General features: G+C 70.8%; 14 protein-coding genes. 3 read left to right on the top strand and 11 right to left on the bottom strand.

Translation table 11 applies throughout. The features are described 5' to 3' along the window. Positions 1 to 196: 196 nt before the first annotated feature. The 10 genes from ABT130_RS32475 to ABT130_RS32430 form a co-directional block, all read right to left on the bottom strand. Complete coding sequence (locus ABT130_RS32475; RefSeq protein ID WP_350928604.1) at positions 197 to 613, bottom strand: nuclear transport factor 2 family protein; 417 nt, start codon at positions 611 to 613, stop codon at positions 197 to 199. Then, positions 595 to 1,047: a VOC family protein gene (locus ABT130_RS32470; RefSeq protein ID WP_350928602.1), complete on the bottom strand. Its 453-nt coding sequence runs from the start codon at positions 1,045 to 1,047 to the stop codon at positions 595 to 597. Before ABT130_RS32470 ends, ABT130_RS32475 begins: the two co-directional genes overlap by 19 nt. A gap of 59 nt (positions 1,048 to 1,106) precedes the next feature. Then, the gene (locus ABT130_RS32465; RefSeq protein WP_350928600.1) at positions 1,107 to 2,021 is read right to left on the bottom strand and encodes an ABC transporter permease; all 915 of its coding nucleotides are present in this window, start codon (positions 2,019 to 2,021) and stop codon (positions 1,107 to 1,109) included. Then, a complete protein-coding gene (locus ABT130_RS32460; RefSeq protein WP_350961872.1) occupies positions 2,018 to 3,250 on the bottom strand; it encodes an ABC transporter permease in 1,233 nt (410 codons plus the stop codon). Before ABT130_RS32460 ends, ABT130_RS32465 begins: the two co-directional genes overlap by 4 nt. Then, positions 3,247 to 4,830: an ABC transporter ATP-binding protein gene (locus ABT130_RS32455; RefSeq protein ID WP_350961869.1), complete on the bottom strand. Its 1,584-nt coding sequence runs from the start codon at positions 4,828 to 4,830 to the stop codon at positions 3,247 to 3,249. Before ABT130_RS32455 ends, ABT130_RS32460 begins: the two co-directional genes overlap by 4 nt. Position 4,831: 1 nt before the next feature. Next, positions 4,832 to 5,941 carry a BMP family ABC transporter substrate-binding protein gene (locus ABT130_RS32450; protein WP_350961866.1) on the bottom strand — a complete coding sequence of 370 codons (1,110 nt, stop codon included), beginning with the start codon at positions 5,939 to 5,941 and terminating at the stop codon, positions 4,832 to 4,834. A gap of 118 nt (positions 5,942 to 6,059) precedes the next feature. Further along, positions 6,060 to 6,728 carry a flavin reductase family protein gene (locus ABT130_RS32445; protein WP_350928592.1) on the bottom strand — a complete coding sequence of 223 codons (669 nt, stop codon included), beginning with the start codon at positions 6,726 to 6,728 and terminating at the stop codon, positions 6,060 to 6,062. Beyond that, positions 6,725 to 8,164: an amidohydrolase family protein gene (locus ABT130_RS32440; protein WP_350961863.1), complete on the bottom strand. Its 1,440-nt coding sequence runs from the start codon at positions 8,162 to 8,164 to the stop codon at positions 6,725 to 6,727. The genes ABT130_RS32445 and ABT130_RS32440 overlap by 4 nt, the downstream gene beginning before the upstream one ends. Continuing rightward, complete coding sequence (locus ABT130_RS32435; RefSeq protein ID WP_350961860.1) at positions 8,161 to 9,147, bottom strand: zinc-binding dehydrogenase; 987 nt, start codon at positions 9,145 to 9,147, stop codon at positions 8,161 to 8,163. Before ABT130_RS32435 ends, ABT130_RS32440 begins: the two co-directional genes overlap by 4 nt. 258 nt (positions 9,148 to 9,405) lie before the next feature. Continuing rightward, positions 9,406 to 10,875, bottom strand: coding sequence for an aldehyde dehydrogenase family protein (locus ABT130_RS32430; protein WP_350961857.1), 1,470 nt, complete (start codon positions 10,873 to 10,875; stop codon positions 9,406 to 9,408). Between the two features lie 75 nt (positions 10,876 to 10,950). Here ABT130_RS32430 and ABT130_RS32425 point away from each other — a divergent pair, with 75 nt between their 5' ends. From ABT130_RS32425 to ABT130_RS32415, 3 genes are all read left to right on the top strand, one after another. Further along, entirely contained in the window at positions 10,951 to 12,033 is a 1,083-nt protein-coding gene (locus ABT130_RS32425) for an NAD(P)-dependent alcohol dehydrogenase (RefSeq protein WP_350961854.1), read from the top strand. Positions 12,034 to 12,188: 155 nt separating this feature from the next. Next, a complete protein-coding gene (locus tag ABT130_RS32420; RefSeq protein WP_350961851.1) occupies positions 12,189 to 14,414 on the top strand; it encodes a cytochrome P450/oxidoreductase in 2,226 nt (741 codons plus the stop codon). A gap of 118 nt (positions 14,415 to 14,532) precedes the next feature. After that, on the top strand, positions 14,533 to 15,012 hold the full coding sequence (locus ABT130_RS32415) for a hypothetical protein (RefSeq protein WP_350961849.1): 480 nt from the start codon (positions 14,533 to 14,535) through the stop codon (positions 15,010 to 15,012). A 90-nt stretch (positions 15,013 to 15,102) separates the two neighbouring features. Here the strand turns inward: ABT130_RS32415 and fdhA are convergent, their stop codons facing one another. Further along, positions 15,103 to 16,326, bottom strand: coding sequence for a formaldehyde dehydrogenase, glutathione-independent (gene fdhA / locus ABT130_RS32410; protein WP_350961846.1), 1,224 nt, complete (start codon positions 16,324 to 16,326; stop codon positions 15,103 to 15,105). Between the last annotated feature and the right edge of the window lie 115 nt (positions 16,327 to 16,441).

The raw sequence follows: 16,441 nt of genomic DNA, 5'->3' as shown, positions 1-16,441 counted from the left end.
ACAACCTCTCGCGGGCGGGGGGTACCACCCCCCCGCCCCTTCCCAGTTTGGGGGCCTCCGGACGCCCCCCCGGGGTCCTCGGGGGCCTCTCGGTGCCCGTTCCGGCACCGAGAGGCCCCTGAGGGTCATTTCGGCTCACCTAAGCCCTTACCGATGCTTTGGGAGCCTTTATTGGTTTGATCGACCTAAAGGGAACTTAGGGCTGGGTGTCGAGTTGTCGCCGTACCTCGCCGCTGTCCCAGTAGTCGGTGCGGTGCGCGATCAGGCCGTCGGCGTCGACCCGGAACCTGAACACCCCGCGCACCACCACCGGCCTGCCGCCCGCCGAGGCCAGCCGGAACGACATCCGGTAGGCGAGCGACGCCCGGTCGCCCTCGACGAGGAGGTCCTCGACCTCGTAGCGCAGATCCACGAAGTCGGCCAGGAAACCGGTGAGGTTGGCGCGGTAGCCGTGCCTGCCGGTCACGCTCCGCCCCAGGGCCGAGGTGTGCTCGTTGACGAAGTCCTCGCTCACGCAGGCCGCGACCGCATCGGCGTCGTGCGCGTTGAGCGCCTCGACGTACCGTGCGACCGCGGCCCGGGTGAGCTGTCCGCTCAGGAGGGGTTCGCCCACAGCTTGCGCACCGTGTTGAAGACCTGCTGGTTGTGGGAGATCTCGATGACGTTGCCGTCGGGGTCCTTCAGCGCGCAGATGTAGCCGACCGGGTCGGGCATGTCGCGCGGTTCCCAGTGCAGGCAGCCCAGCTCGCGCGCCCGCTCGGCGATGCCGTCCACGTCGGTGCGCTCGGGCACCTCGATGCCGATGTGCGCGAACGGCGTCAGCAGCCCCAGCTGCCCGCCCTTGTCCTTGTTGAACGAGACGAGCACCAGGACCATCGGGGTCTCAACCTGCTTGTCGTTGGAGAGCCAGGCGCTCTCACCGTCGGCGTCGCGGAACCGCTCGACGACCACCAGCGGCGTCAGCGACGTGTAGAACTCGATCGCCTTGTCGAGGTCGCCGGTGGGCAGCGCGACATGGGTCCATCTCGCCTGGGTCAGATCACTCATTGATTCCTCCAAATATCGTGTGTTTCACTGCGGGTGGTCATCGGGGCTCGACCCGGTCGTCAGGTAGATCCCCGTTCGAACGGTTGGCCGAGCGCCCTGGGTTCACGGTTCTGGTTCGCGAAGAGCAGCATCGCCAGCAGCGCGAGCAGGTACGGCGCCACCACGAGCAGCTGCGAGTTCATCGTCAGGCCCAGCGCCGGCAGCGCCAGGCGCATGGCGTCGGCCAGGCCGAAGAGCGCGCAGCCGATCAGGGTCCGCCGCAGCCGCCAGGCACCGAAGATCACCGCCGCGATGACGATGTACCCGCGCCCGGCGGTCATGTTCTGGTTGAACGAGCCGACCTCGCCGACCGCCAGGTACGCGCCTCCCAGCCCGGCCAGCGCGCCGCACCACAGCAGCGCCTGGCGGCGGCGCAGGTTGACCCGGATACCGGTGACGTCGGCGGCCTGGGGCTGCTCGCCGACCGCTCGCAGTTCCAGGCCCCACCTGCTGCGTTCCACCAGCCACCAGGTCAGCGGGATGAGGACGATCAGCAGGTAGACCGGCCAGCGCTCGACGAACAGCGGGTGGCCGATCAGCGGGATGTCGCGCAGCCAGGGGATGCTGACCTGCGACACCTGGTGCGACTCGAACGAGCTGACCGTGATCAGGTAACTGGTCAGCCCGAGCACGAGGGCGTTGAGCACCAGGCCGATCACAAAGGTGTTGATCTCCAGCCGGTGTGAGAGGTTGCCGTGCACGAACCCGATCAGGAGCCCGATCAGCACGCCCGCGACCAGCCCGGTGGTGGCACTGCCGGTGGCGCTGGCCGTGGCGACCGAGCCGAACGCGGCGCCCAGCATCATCGCCTCGACGGAGATGTTCATCGCGCCGGCCCGCTCGGCGAGGTACTCCCCGCACGCCGCGAAGGCCAGCGGAACGGTGAGCCTGATCCCGCTGGACAGGATGGTGGAGATGTCGTCTACGGCGATCACAGCGCGGCCCCCTCTGCGACGGGCGCGGGCCGGTGCTCGGCGCGCGCGGTACGGACACCGGCCCTGCGACGCCGGATCATGGCGACGATGACGGGCGGAGCGACGAAGGCCAGCACCAGCAGGGCCTTGACCACGTCCACGAGGAACGGGGGCACACCGGTCGCGGCGAGGAAGCCGCCGCCGGAACGCAGCACGCCGAAGAGCAGGGCGACGGGTACGGTCAGCAGCGGCCGGTTACGCGCGACCAGGGCCACCAGCATGCCGTCCCAGCCGATGTTCATCGCTATGCCCGGCTGAAGCCGGTTGACTCCCACCGGGCTGGCCAGCAGCACGGCCCCGGCCAGACCGGCGAAGGCGCCGGAGATGGCCAGCGCCATACCGCCCAGCGCGTTGACGCGCACCCCCGCGTGCTTGGCGGCGAGCGGGTTGAGGCCGAGCATGGTGAGCCGGAACCCCCACCGGGTGCGGGCGAGCGCCACCGCGACCACCACGGCGCCGACCAGCGCCAGCAGCAGGCCCCCGTTGACCTGAAGGTTGGGGTACTCACCGACCGAGCCGAGCAGCGCGCCGGCCGGCAGCGGGTTGGACTGCGGCGAGACGATGGCATCCCCGATCCGCGACTCCTGCAGCAGCCACGACGTGTTCACCGCGAACGCGACGACCTGCTGGGCGATGAAGATCATCAGGAGCGTGCTGACCACGATGTTGACGCCGCGGATCCGGTACATCAGCGCGCTGAGGGCCGCCCAGGCGCCGCCCGCCAGCGAGGCGGTCAACAGGACGATCACCAGCAGCAGCGGCCCCGGGACCGCCAGGCGCAGGCCGACCCAGGCCCCGAAGAGGGCGCCGATCAGCACCTGGCCCTCCTGGCCGATGTTGAACGTGCCCGATCGGGCGCTGACGCAGGCGCCCACGGCGACCAACAGCAGCGGTGCCGCGTACAGCAGCGTGGAGGTCCAGGCCGTCCAGTTGGCCATGCTGCCCTGGAAGAGGGCCTGCACCGACGCCAGGGGAGATCCCCCGGTGACGGCGATCAGCAGTGACGACAGGGAGAGCGCCACGAGCACGCCCGCGGCGGTCGCCAGGCCGGTCTGCCAGCCGCCCGCACTCGGGGTGAGGAAGGCCAGCAGGCGACGCCCGGAGGTGTCGTCCGTGCCGGGAGCCGGATGGGACTTTCGCCCCGGCTTCTGGGGGGAGTCCTGGCGGAGGTCCTCGCGGACTTCGTTCACGCGGCCACCCCGCCCACCAGCATCCCGAGCCGCTCGGCCGTGGCCTCCCCGGTGGAGAGCACGCCGGTGATCTTCCCGGAGGAGATCACCGCGATCCTGGAGGAGAGCGCCATGACCTCCTCCAGTTCGGTGGATATCAGCAGCACGGCCACTCCTCCTGACGCGACGTCGCGCAATCGCCGGTACATGTCCTCGATGGCCCCCACGTCCAGCCCGTGCGTGGGCTGCGCGGCGACCAGCACGAGCGGTCCCGCCGAGAGTTCACGGGCGAGCACGACCCGCTGCTGGTTGCCTCCCGACAGGCTGCGCACCGGGGTGTCCATCGACGGGGTGACGATGTTGAACTCGGCCGCCAGGCGGCGGGCCACCTCATGCGTCTTCCTGCGGCTGACGAACGCGCGGCCGCTCACCGCGTTCAGCGACTTCATGACCAGGTTCTCGGCGACGCTCATGTCCAGCACCACCCCGGATGCGTGCCGGTCCTCCGGCACGATGCCGAGTCCGGCCGCGTGCAGCGCCCCCGGGCGGTTCAGGTCCACCTGCCTGCCGGAGATCTCGACAGACCCGGCGTCCGGGACGACGAGCCCGGACAGCACGTCGCCCAGGTTCGACTGGCCGTTGCCCTCGACCCCGTACAGGCCGACGATCTCGCCGGGGGCGACGTCCAGATCGAGGTCGGACAGCACGCGCACCCCGTCGACGGTGACGGTCAGGCCGCGCAGCCGCAGCGCGGCCACCGAGGACTCCGCTTTACCCGCTCCGGATTCACCCGTCCGCGGGGTATCGACCGGCAGCAGGCCGAGCGCCGCGGCCTCGCTGCCCAGGGAGACCTCCCTGCCCACCATCTGGCGGGCCAGTTCCTGCGGCCCCGTCTCCGCGGTCACGCTCTGGAAGACGACCCTCCCCTTGCGCAGCACGGTCACCCGGTCGGTGGCCGCGGCGATCTCCGCCAGCTTGTGGCTGATCAGGATGACCGCACGGTTCTCCGAGCGGACCACGTGGCGCAGCACACCGAACAGCTCGGCCGACTCCGCCTGGGTCAGCACGGACGTCGGCTCGTCGAGGATGAGCACCGACGGATCCCGGCGCAGGCATTTGATCAGCTCGACCCGCTGCCGCTCGCCCGCGGAGAGCCGTTCGACCCTGGCCAGCGGGTCGATCGGCAGGCCGTAGCGCTGGGAGACGTCCCGCACCTGGTCACAGGCGGCGGCCTTGTCGATCTTCCCGGTGTCCCCCAGGATGACGTTCTCCCAGACCGTCAGCGGATTGATCAGGCTGAAGTGCTGGTGCACCATGCCGATACCGAGAGCCACGGCCTCCTGCGGGCTGCCGATGTCGACGGGCCCGTCATGATGCAGGATGGTCCCGGCGTCCCGCTGGACGAGGCCCAGCAGGATCTTCATGAGCGTCGACTTTCCGGCCCCGTTCTCACCGAGCAGACCGTGGATCTCGCCCTGGTGCACGGCGAGATCCACGGCGTCGCAGGCGACGACCGGACCGTAGCTCTTGCTGATTCCCCGCAGCCGCAGCGCGGGCGCCGATGGCGGGGTGAGCTCCCTCGCCCGTTCGTCCTCTGTCATCTCAGGAACCGAGCCTCTTCACCGTCTCCGTGGTGTCGATCTTCTTGCTACCGACGTCGGCGATGAAGGCCTTCAGCTTCTCGTTCTGCTCGGGGGTCCCGTTACAGATCTTGACGGTCGGGAACGGGTCGACGCCGAGCGTCCAGACCTTCTCCACGCCCATCTGCAGCTTCGCGGCGGCGAGTTCCTCCAGCGCGGCCTTGAAGTAGTCTCCGGGGCTGAAGAGCACCGAGATGTCGAACTTGGGCTTGGTGGAGTCGCACCGGTCGGTACCGGGGGTGAGGGTGAGGACCCCGTTGGCGTTGGCCAGCTCCGCCGCCGCGTCGGTGGCGCCGCCGAGGTAGGGGTAGATGACCTTGGCACCCTGGCTGATCTGCGCCTGGGTGGCCTCCTTGGCCTTGGCGGAGTCGTTGAGGTCTCCGCTGTAGGTGGTCGTCAGCGTGGCCTCCGGAATCACCAGCCGGATGCCGGCCTTGAACGCGGCGGACGCGGTGACGGTGAAGTCGGCCTCGGGGCCGGTCACGAACCCGGCCTTGGTGTCGCCGTTGTCCTTCATGATCAGGCCCGCCGCGTACCCCGCGGCCAGCATGCTCTGGTCGGCCCGGTCGGTGGAAAGCATGATCTTCGGGGTCTGCAGGATGTTGTCGGCGGACGGCACGTACCAGGCGGTGTTCGCGCACACCGGCTCCTCCGAGGCCGGGATCGCGTCCCGGAGCTCCGAGGCGCCGAGGGCCACCATGTCGACCTTCTGCTGGCAGAGCGCCCGCGCGGCGTTGAGCGCCTCGCTGGTGTTGACGCTGCCGCGCTTGATGATCGTCCAGCCCTTCTCGTTGGCGAACGCCTCCGCCGTGTCGACGAAGCTCTGGTAGTAGCCCTTGTCGTTGATGTCACCCGGGCTCAGCACCCCGATGACGACCTTGCCGTCGCCGTTGATGTCCGGCTGACCCGGCAGCACGTTGCCACCCTCGGTCTTCGCGCTCGCGTCGGCCGGGGCGGGGGCCGTGGCCTGGGGCGCGGTGGCGTCGTTGCTCGCGCACCCGGCGAGCGCCAGCGCGCTCAGGCAGGCGGTCAGTGCGGCCGTGGCCCGGCCCCTTCGATAGTATGCGGCCATGACGATCCTCTCGATCTGAATGCTCGCGCACCGCCCACGGTGCGCGAGTGGGGGATGAATCTTGGTCGCCGGCGGGGTGCGGGCTTTAGCGGAGCCCCTCCCCTGCCTGCGCGACAGGTCAGGCGAGCACCTCCTCGCCACCCGGCAGGTCGGCGTAGGCGATGCGGTCCTGGCTGAAAGTCGACTCCGGCGACGCCGCGACGAACCAGGGAAAGCCCATCCTGCCGACCGCGTGCACCTTGGTCGGGTCGATCCTGGTGGGGGACGCCATGATCGACTCGTCCACCGTTATGCAGACCACCTCGGCCAGCACGATGTGCACGCCCGAGAAGCAGGAGGAGGAGTCCCCCCGGTCGATGACCTCGCGCACCCGGCACTCCAGGTGCGCCGGGCTGTCGGCCAGCGACGGGGGCTGGACGACCTGCGACGGCACGGTCCGCCAGCCGACGAGGTCGGCCTCGTCGACGCCGGCCGGATACTCCCTGGCCACCGTCTCGATGTGGTCGGCCAGGGCGGTCGTGGTCACGTTGATCACGAACTCGCCCGAGGCGTTCAGATTCACCCAGCTGTCCTTGGGCTCATCCGTCGCCTCCCTGACCGAGCCCACCGTGACCGCGACGAGCGGGGGTTCTCCGGAGACCGGCATGTAGTAGCTGAACGGGGCGACGTTCACGCCGCCCTTGGCGTCCAGCGTGGTGATCATCGCGATCGGGCGCGGCACGACGAGCTGGGAGAGCAATCCCTGCTTCTGCGCCGGCGTCCTGTCTGCGAGATCAATGATCCTCATCCGTGTACTCCTTGGATGTATTCTTCCGCCGACAGGGCCTGCCAGCGGTGGGGAACGTCGATACCGGTCCTGCGGAGCAGCGCAGCGGACCGTGCCTGCGCCTCCTTCGACAGGGCTTCGAGATCGACGGTGGTGATCCGGCGGTCGCGCACGACCACCTGACCGTCGACGAGGACGTCCCGGACCGTGTGGCTCGGGGCGCCCCAGACGAGGTGGGTCGCGAGGTCACCGCGCGGGGCCCAGACAGGGTCCCCGGTGTCCAGGACCACGAGGTCCGCGGCCTTGCCGACCTCGATCGAGCCGACGAGGTCGCCCAGGCCCACCGCGGCGGCGCCGTCGATCGTGGCCAGCGCGAACGCCTGGTCGGCGCGGAGGACGGGCCGCACGTCGCGGTCGCGCTCCAGCGCGGCCAGCAGCCACGCGGCACGCAGCAGATCGGGCACGTCGCCCGCGTTGTGGGAGTCACAGCCCAGGGCGACCCTGCCGCCTCGGCGTACGAGCTCGGCGTGCCGGCCGGCGCGGGTGTAGCCCTGGCCGAGGCGCAGGTAGGCCCCGGGGCAGGATGCCACCGCGGTCCGCGTCTCGACGAGGGCGTCCAGTTCCGCGTCGTCGAGCCAGACGGCGTGGCCGAGCACCAGCCTCGGGCCCAGCACGCCCAGCTGCCCGAAGTGGAGCACCGGCCGCCTGCCCGCGCGCCGCGCGTAGGCGTGGACGTCCGCCTCGCCCGGCGAGATGTGCCAGGTGAGACCGACATCCAGCCGCTCGGCCAGCTCGGCGGCGCCGGTGAACAACTCGTCGCTCGCCAGATCGTGCCCCACCAGGGTGACCCAGCCGGTGACGGTCCCGCCTGGCGGCAGCGCGCGTACCGTCTCCTCCTGCAGGGCCAGGGTCTCGGCCGCGGGCAGCGCGTGAAGGGCGCCGGGCACGTCCCAGCCCCACCGGCCGACCCGGCCGCGGATGCCGGCCGCCCGGAGCCCCGCCGCCACCCGCAGCGGGTGGGCGACGGTGCCCGGCTCCAGGATGGTGGTGACCCCGCGCAGGAGCGACTCGGCGGCGGTCAGGGTGGCGGACAGCTCGTCGTCGTCGCCGGTGACCTTGCCGTGCAGCGGGACGATCCAGTCGAAGATCGACTCCTGGGAGTCGATGTCGTCCGGGATCATGCTGCGCACCAGCGGGTCGGCGGTGGTGTGCTGGTGGGCGTTGACCAGGCCCGGGATGACGACACAGCCGCCCGCGTCGAGTTCGGCCGCGCCGGGGAAGTCCTTCCGCAGGGTGGCTGCGGGACCGATCGCGGCGATGCGCCCGTCGGCGACGGCGACGGTGGCGCCGGTGACCACCTCGCGACGCGGCGACATCGTCACCACGTCCCCGCCGACGATCAGCAGAGCGGCGTCATGCCCCGCTCGACCCGGCTGCGTTGCCCGCTCCTCCGTCATGGCCGCACCAGCACCCTGCCGACCAGATCGCGCGAGCGCTCCAGCCCGAAGCTCTCGTGCAGGTCTTCCAGGCCGCACTCGGCGGCGCGGAGGGTGCGCATGCCTCCCGCGAAGTACGCGTCGAGCATGGCGGTGAAGTCAGCCGGGGCGTAGGCGCCGGCGCCCAGCAGGCGGAGCCCTCGGTGGTAGATCTCGGCGAGGGAGAGGGAGACCTGGTCGCCGCTGGTGTTGCCGAAGGTCACCAGCCTGCCGCCGATCCGCAGGCAGCTCAGGGAGTGCCGCCAGGTGGCGGCGCCCACGTGATCGAGGACGACGTCGGCACCCCTGCCGCCCGTGTAGTCGCGGACCGCGTCGGCTATCGGGGCGTCGTTGCGTAGCAGCAGGTCGGCACCGAGCCCGGCCGCGACGGCGAGCTTCTCGTCGCTTCCGGCCACGGCCACCACTCGGGCGCCGGCCCGCTTGGCCAGCTGGATCGCGGCGATGCTGACGGAGCCGGCGGCGCCCTGGATCACCACGCAGTCGCCGGCGATCACCTTCCCGACGGCGTAGGTGGCGTTCCAGGCGGTGCTCCACGGGGTGGGCAGCGCCGCGGCCTCGTCGAGGTCGACGTGGTCCGGCACCGGGTGCGCCAGGTTGGCGGGGACCGCCACGAACTCGGCGTAGCCGCCCGGCATGTTCCCGCCGATGACCCGCAGCCGGACGCAGTGGCCGCGGTCACCGGCCAGGCAGTGCGAGCACGATCCGCAGCCCACCGTAGGATCGACCACGACCCGGTCTCCGGCCGTCAGGCCGGTGACCGCCGATCCGATCGCCGCCACGTGGCCGGCGATGTCCATGCCGGCGATGTGCGGCAGGCTGAAGCCGGGGAGCACCCCGGGGCCGCGCCGCTGGAGCAGGTCGAGCCGGTTGAGGGCGCAGACGCCGACCCGGACGACCACGTCGAGCGGACCGGGCTCGGGGTCGGCGACCTGTTGAACGCTCACCGCCTCCGGACCTCCGAAGGCCGTCTGGACCAGTGCTCGCAACTCTAACCCTCCAAGCGATCGTTATTCACGATGGCATCTCGCATTGTGATTCATCGCCCGCAATGCGTCGTACTCTGCCGCCGCTCCGATAGGCGTGTCAATGCCTCCGGAGCCAACTGCCCCGCGCGTCACATGCTTGTTACATGCGTGCCGCGTGGCGTGAATATGTGCAGGTTGGAACGCTGCCATTTAACAGCCGCTCCGTCACTGTCACGTTCATTCCACGGGCGACCGGTCGAGCAGACGTACCGCGACAGCCTTCTCCTGCGTGTACTCCCGCATGGCGGCGTATCCGCCGCCACGGCTGAAGCCGCTGTCCCTCTGCATGTTGAAGGGGAAGCCGATGACCCCGGCGTCGGCGAACTGGTTGACCGAGACCTGCCCCGAGCGCACCTCCTGGGCCAGGCGCAGCGCCCGGGAGACGTCGCTCGTCCAGATGCACGCCAGCAGGCCGAAGTCGGTGTCGTTCATCATCTCCACCGCCTGCCGGGCGCCGGAGAACTCCTGCACCGCGAGCACCGGGCCGAACACCTCCTCCCTGGACAGCCGGGAGCGCGGGTCCACGCCGTCGAAGAGCGACGGCTGGACGAACCAGCCGCCGTCCGCCCGCTGCGCGGGGCCACCCCCGGTGACCAGGCGGGCACCCTCGGCGGGGGCACTCTCCAGGAAGCCGAGCACCCGGCGGTACTGCGCCTCGTTGACCAGCGGCCCCATGTCGAGGTCGGCGTCCCACGGGCCGATCCGCACGGCGCGCATCGACTCCGCCACCCGCTCCACGACCTCGTCCCTGATGGACGCCTCGACGAGCAGCCTCGACCCCGCGTAGCAGTTCTGCCCGGCGTTCTCGGTGATGGAGCCCACGATCGCCGGGATCGCCACGTCGAGATCGGCGTCGGCGAAGAGCACGTTGGGCGACTTGCCGCCCAGCTCCAGCTTGACCGGGACCAGGTTGTCCGCCGCGGCCCGCATGATCGCACGGCCGGTGGTCGTGGAGCCGACGAAACTGATGTGGTTCACCTCGGAGTGGGAGGTGAGCGCGGCACCGGCGTCGGCGCCGACTCCGGTGAGCACGTTGAGCACGCCCGGCGGGAAACCGGCCCGCCGCGCCAGCTCCGCCAGCGCGAACGGCGCCAGCGGCGCCACCTCCGAGGGCTTGAGCACCACCGTGTTGCCCGCGGCCAGCGCGGGGGCCACGTTGGCCGCGGTGAGCACTGCCGGAACGTTCCAAGGGATGATGACCGCGCAGACGCCGTACGGCTCCTGCAGGGTGTAGCCAAGGTAGTCGGGGGTGCGGGTGGGAAGAGTCACGCCGGTCAGCTTGTCGGCGGCACCCGCGAAGTACTCGATGATGCCCTGGGCGATGAAGATGTTCATCCGGCCACCCGACAGCGGCTTGCCGACGTCTCGGGCCTCGAAGCGGGCGAGGTCCTCGACATGCTCGCCGATCAGCTCCGACCAGCGGCGCAGCAGCCTGCCGCGCTCGGAGGCCGAGGTCGCGGCCCAGCCGGGGAAGGCCCGCCTGGCGGCCGCCACGGCGTCGTCCACGTCCGCTCGGCCCGCGCAGGCCACCGTCTGGATGGTCTGGCCGGTGGCGGGGTCGGCGATGTCGAGCTCACCGGCGTCGCGAGCGGCTGCCCACTCTCCGTCGATCAGTTGCTGGGCGGATGGGATCACAAGTTCGGCCATGTCGGAATCCTTGACCCCCCTTGTTCTGCATGTCAAGATGCCATCTCGTTTTATGAAAATAGCTGTGGAGGATCCGTGCGTATCACCGCCGCCGTTCTGGAGGCCTCCGGAGGGTCCTTCGCCCTCCGGGAGACAGAACTCGAAGAGCCCCGTCCCGACGAGGTGCTGGTCCGGGTGAGCAGCACCGGCATCTGCGGTACCGACCTGGAGTTCGCCACCTTCTTCCCCACCCCCGCGGTGCTCGGCCACGAGGGCGCCGGGGTCGTGGAGCGGGTCGGCTCGCGGGTGACCTCGGTGGCCCCCGGTGACCACGTGGCGATGAGCTTCACCTCCTGCGGGGCCTGCCCCCTCTGCCTGACCGGCTCCCCCGCCTACTGCCGGAGCTTCGACGCCCTCAACTTCGGCGGCAGGCGGCCCGACGGCTCCTCGGCGCTCTCCCTGGACGGCGCGCCGGTCAACGGCCACTTCCTCGGGCAGTCGTCCTTCGCCACGCACGTCGTGGCGACCGAGCGCGCCGTCGTTCCCATCGACAAGAGCATCGACCTGACCCATGTCGGCCCGTTCGGCTGCGGCCTGCAGACCGGCGCGGGCGGGGTGTTCAACGTGCTGCGCCCGTCCCCCGGCTCCTCGATCGCCGTCTTCGGGGCCGGCGCGGTGGGGGTCGCGGCGATCATCGCGGCGGCGATCAGCGGCTGCTCGATCGTCGCGGCGGTCGACGTCAACGCCGCCAAGCTGGAGGCCGCCCGCGGCTACGGAGCGACGCACACGGTCGACTCCTCCGCCTCCGGCTCGGCCGAGGCGCTGCGTGAGATCGCACCGCACGGCTTCGACTTCGTCATCGACACCACCGGCCGCCAGGACGTGCTGCGCACCGCCGTCGAGGCGCTCGGCCCGCTCGGCCGGTGCGGCGTGATCGGCGTCGGCCCCAGCCAGGAGATGAGCTTCGACTGGCGCAGTATCCTCAACGGACGCACCGTCACCGGGATCATCGGCGGCAGCAGCCTCCCCCAGGTGTTCCTGCCCAGGCTGCTGGATCTGTACGTCGCGGGACGCTTCCCGGTGGACAGGATGATGACGTCCTACCCCTTCGAGCGGATCAACGAGGCGATCGCCGACCTGCGCGCCGGTAGGACCGCGAAGGCCGTCCTGACCTTCTGAGCTCCCGGTCCTCGCCGGAGACCGTGTGACATCGCTGCGATATGCGAGACATTGTCTCGTGATCCGCACGTGAGTAGACTTCCGGCACCCAGACACCCAGTGGCGCGGCTGGGCAACACCGCGCATCGTTCGTATGGATATGGGGCCTGTGCGCCATGACCCAGCAGGTTGACTTCGACCACCACTCCGCGGCGTGCACCGCGGACCCGGTCACCTACTACGACTCCTTTCGCGAGCAGTGCCCGGTCGGCCGGACCCCGGCCCACGGCGGCTTCGTCTACACGACCCGCTACGCGGACGTGACCAGGATCGCCCGCGACGACGACACCTTCTCCTCCTCCAGGGCCTCCTCGGGCGAGGACCGGGTCGCGATCGTCATCCCCAGCGGGCCTGGCCTGGAGCAGTACCCGATCGAGTTGGACCCTCCACAGGCCACCGAGTACCGCGACCTGATCAATCCCCTGCTCACCCCGGACGCCGTCGACCGGCTGCGGCCGATGATCGCCAGGCACGCCACGCGCGTCGTCGACGCGTTCATCGAGCACGGCTCGGCCGACTTCGTCCGTGATCTGACCAATCCGCTGCCCGCCGCGGTCACCCTGGACTGGCTGGGCTTCCCCGAGGAGGACTGGGCCCGGCTGGCCGGGCCGATCCACGACATCTTCGCCGCGCCCGCCGACAGCGACAGGGCCCGCAGGGGCGCCGAGGGCCTCGCCTACATGGAACGGCGGATCCGCGAGATCATCCGGCTACGCCGGGCCGAACCCGCCTCGGACGCGACGAGCGTCCTGGCCGCACAGCACCGTCCCGACGGCACCCCGTACGGCGAGGACGAACTGGTGTCGGTGATCGGGCTGCTCATCGCGGGCGGTGTCGACACCACCACGTCGCTGACCGGCAGCGTCCTCGTGCATCTGAGCCGCCACCCCGAGCAGCGGCGCCGCCTGATCGAGTCGCCCGACCTGCTCGACACGGCCACCGAGGAGTTCCTCCGGGCGTTCGCCCCCTCGCAGTCCATGGCGCGCACCGTACGCGCCGACACCGAGATCGGCGGGTGCCCGGTGCGGGCCGGCGAGCGCGTGCTGATCTCGTGGGTCGCCGCCAACCACGATCCGGCCGTCTTCCCCGACCCCGCCGAGGTGCGCCTGGACCGGGACGCCACCAGGCACCTCAGCTTCGGCATCGGCACGCACCGCTGCGCCGGCGCTCACCTGGCCCGCGCCATGTTCCGCGAGATGATCACCCAGGTGCTGACCAGGCTGCCCGAATTCCAGGTGCTCGAAGACGGGCTCGTCGCCTACCCCACGCGGGGGAACCAGTCCGGCTGGGACGCGATCCCCGCGATCTTCCCACCGGGACCCCGGCTGGGTGCCGGATCCGCGCCCGGCACCCAGCCGGCCTTCACCTCTTCTTTCAACAAGGCCACCTCCTTCGAGGCGGTCGTCACCCGGGCCGAGCCGGTCGCCGACGGTGTGCTGGCGCTGACCCTGACCAGGGCGGACGGCGGCGAACTGCCCGCCTGGGAACCCGGCGCTCACCTGGAGTTCCGCCTGCCGTCGGGCCGCGTCCGGCAGTACTCCCTGTGCGGCGACCCCGGGCAGCGAGACAGCTACCGGGTGGCGGTGCTGCGCGAGGAGAACGGCCGCGGCGGCTCGGCCGAGATGCACGAGATCGCCCGTGAGGGTGTCACCGTCGGCGTACGGGGACCGCGCAACCACTTCCCGCTGGTGGCCGCCGAGGACTACCTGTTCGTCGCCGGGGGTATCGGCATCACCCCGATCCTGGCCATGGTCCGCGCCGCCGCCCGCCGGGGCAGCCCCCTGCGCGCCGTCTACGGCGGGAGATCCCGCGCGTCCATGGCCTTCGGCGACGAACTGGTGGAGTGCGCGGGCGAGCGCGCCGAACTGGTGCCACAGGACGAGTTCGGCCTTCCCGACCTGGACGCGATCCTGGCCTCGGCGGGGCCGGCCACCGCGATCTACTGCTGCGGCCCGTCCGGGATGATCGAGGCCGTTGAGCGGGTCTGCGAGCGCCTGGGCATCGGCGACCGGCTGCACGTCGAGCGCTTCACCGCCGGGGACGCCCCGGAGGTGCTCTTCGACCCGGCGGCCAACACCGCCTTCGACGTCCACCTCGCCCGGACGGGGCGGACCGTGCGGGTCGAGCCCGACCAGCGCCTCATCGAGGCGATCCGCGAGGTCGCCCCCGGCCTCTCCTACGACTGTGAGAAGGGATACTGCGGCGCCTGCGAGACCCGGGTGCTCGCGGGAACGCCCGAGCACCGCGACTCGCTGCTGACCGCCGAGGAGCGGGAGGCGGGCCGGACCATGATGATCTGCGTCGGCCGCTCGTCGTCACCCCGCCTGGTCCTGGACCTCTGACGGTCCGGCGAGACTCGCAGGAAGCGAGGAGCGGGGGCGGAGGGGGAATCGCCCACGGGTTCCCCCTCCGCCCCTCGCACCTGTACCGCTCGCGCGGATCCGTCATACGATGCCGCACATGCCGAACTTGGGACCCGTGGAACTGCTGATCGTCGCCGTCCTGGTCGCGGTGATCCTGGTGATCGTCATCGGGGTCGTCATGGCCGCCAGGAAGGGCAACCAAGCGCCCATGCCCATGCCGACGCCCATGCCTACCCCGCAGGGGCTGCATGAGCTCGTCACCGGCCTGGTCCGCACGGGACGCAAGATCGAGGCGATCAAGGAGCTGCGCCGCCACACCGGGCTCAGCCTGCGGGACGCCAAGATGACCGTCGACGGCGTGGCCATGGGACACGACCTGTGGAGCCAACCCGTCATGACCCGGTTCAAGCCCGCCCAACCCACCGCTCTGCCGCACGCCGGTGCAGCGGGTCCCGATCTGGCCACCCGCGTGCGCGAACTCAAGGCCGCCGGCCGCGCCGAGCAGGCGGTCTATCTGGTGCGGGGCGAGACCGGCATGGGCGAGCGCGAGGCCGAGTTGTTCGTCGAAGCACTTTGAATCCGGGCGACCACCGGGAGCGGTGGCACGTACGGGGAAGGGATCGGTTCACCCCGCCCGCACGCGGGATCCGGCGTCGGTGACGGATCGCTACCCCGTCGTGCCGAGCATGCCGTTGGGGTCGAGCACGAACTTGGACGCGGCGCCCTGGTCGAAGTCCTGATACCCCTGGGGTGCCCGCTCCAGCGGGATCGGCACCGCGTTGACCGCCTTCGCGATCTGCACCCTGTCGTGCAGGATCGCCTGCATCAGGTAGTAGTTGTAGCGCATGACGGGGCACTGGCCCGTGGTGAAGGAGAGTGACCTGGCCCAGCCGAGGCCGAGCCGGAGGGAGAGCGAGCCCTGCTTCGCCGCCTCGTCGTGGGCACCCGGGTCACCGGTCACGTACAGGCCGGGGATGCCGAGCGCGCCGCCCGCTCGGGTGATCTCCATGAGCGAGTTGAGCACGGTGGCCGGGCGTTCCTGTCCGGCGTCGGCGCCGTGGCCGCGCGCCTCGAAGCCGACGGCGTCGACGCCGCAGTCGACCTCCGGCACGCCGAGGATCTGCTCGATCTGGTCCCTGGGCTCGCCCCGTGACACGTCGACGGTCTCGCAGCCGAAGCTGCGGGCCTGCGCCAGGCGGTCCTTGTTCAGGTCGCCGACGATGACCGCGGCGGCCCCGAGGAGGAACGCCGAGACCGCCGCGGCGAGCCCGACCGGGCCCGCACCCGCGATGTAGACGGTCGATCCCGGCTTCACCCCGGCGGTGACACAGCCGTGGAAGCCGGTCGGGAAGATGTCGGTGAGCATGGCCAGGTCGAGGATCTTCTCCATCGCCTGGTCCCTGTCCGGGAACTTGAGCAGGTTCCAGTCGGCATAGGGCACCAGGACGTACTGGGCCTGCCCGCCGACCCAGCCGCCCATGTCGACATACCCGTACGCCGAGCCCGGCCGGTCGGGGTTGACGTTCTCACAGATCCCGGTCTTGCCCTCCTTGCAGTTGCGGCAGCGGCCACAGGAGATGTTGAAGGGCACCGAGACGAGGTCGCCCACCTTCGTGAACTCCGCGTCCGGGCCGACCTCGACGACCTCTCCGGTGATCTCGTGGCCGAGCACGAGGCCGATGGGCGCGGTGGTGCGGCCACGGACCATGTGCTGGTCGCTGCCGCAGATGTTCGTCGCGACGGTCTTGACGATCGCCCCGTGCGGCACCTTGCGGCCCACGTTGGCGGGGTTGACCCCCGGGCCGTCCTTGAGCTCGAACTCGGGGTAGCCGATGTTCTGGACTTCCACCTTGCCCGGTCCCTGGTAGGAGACGGCTCTGTTGCTCGGCATGACGTCCTCCGTGTTCCCTCGTGGCGCCCTTCCGCATGATGCCCGGTGGAGCAAGCCGGTCATCGCCCGCGAGGGGGGCTACGAGGGGCTGTGACGGCCGAGTCCGGACCGGAGA

This window comes from Streptosporangium sp. NPDC001681 (assembly GCF_040298085.1).
In the GTDB taxonomy this organism is placed as follows: domain Bacteria; phylum Actinomycetota; class Actinomycetes; order Streptosporangiales; family Streptosporangiaceae; genus Streptosporangium.
The sequence above is the reverse complement of the archived record's forward strand: the minus strand, read 5'-3'. Positions and strand labels throughout refer to the sequence as shown.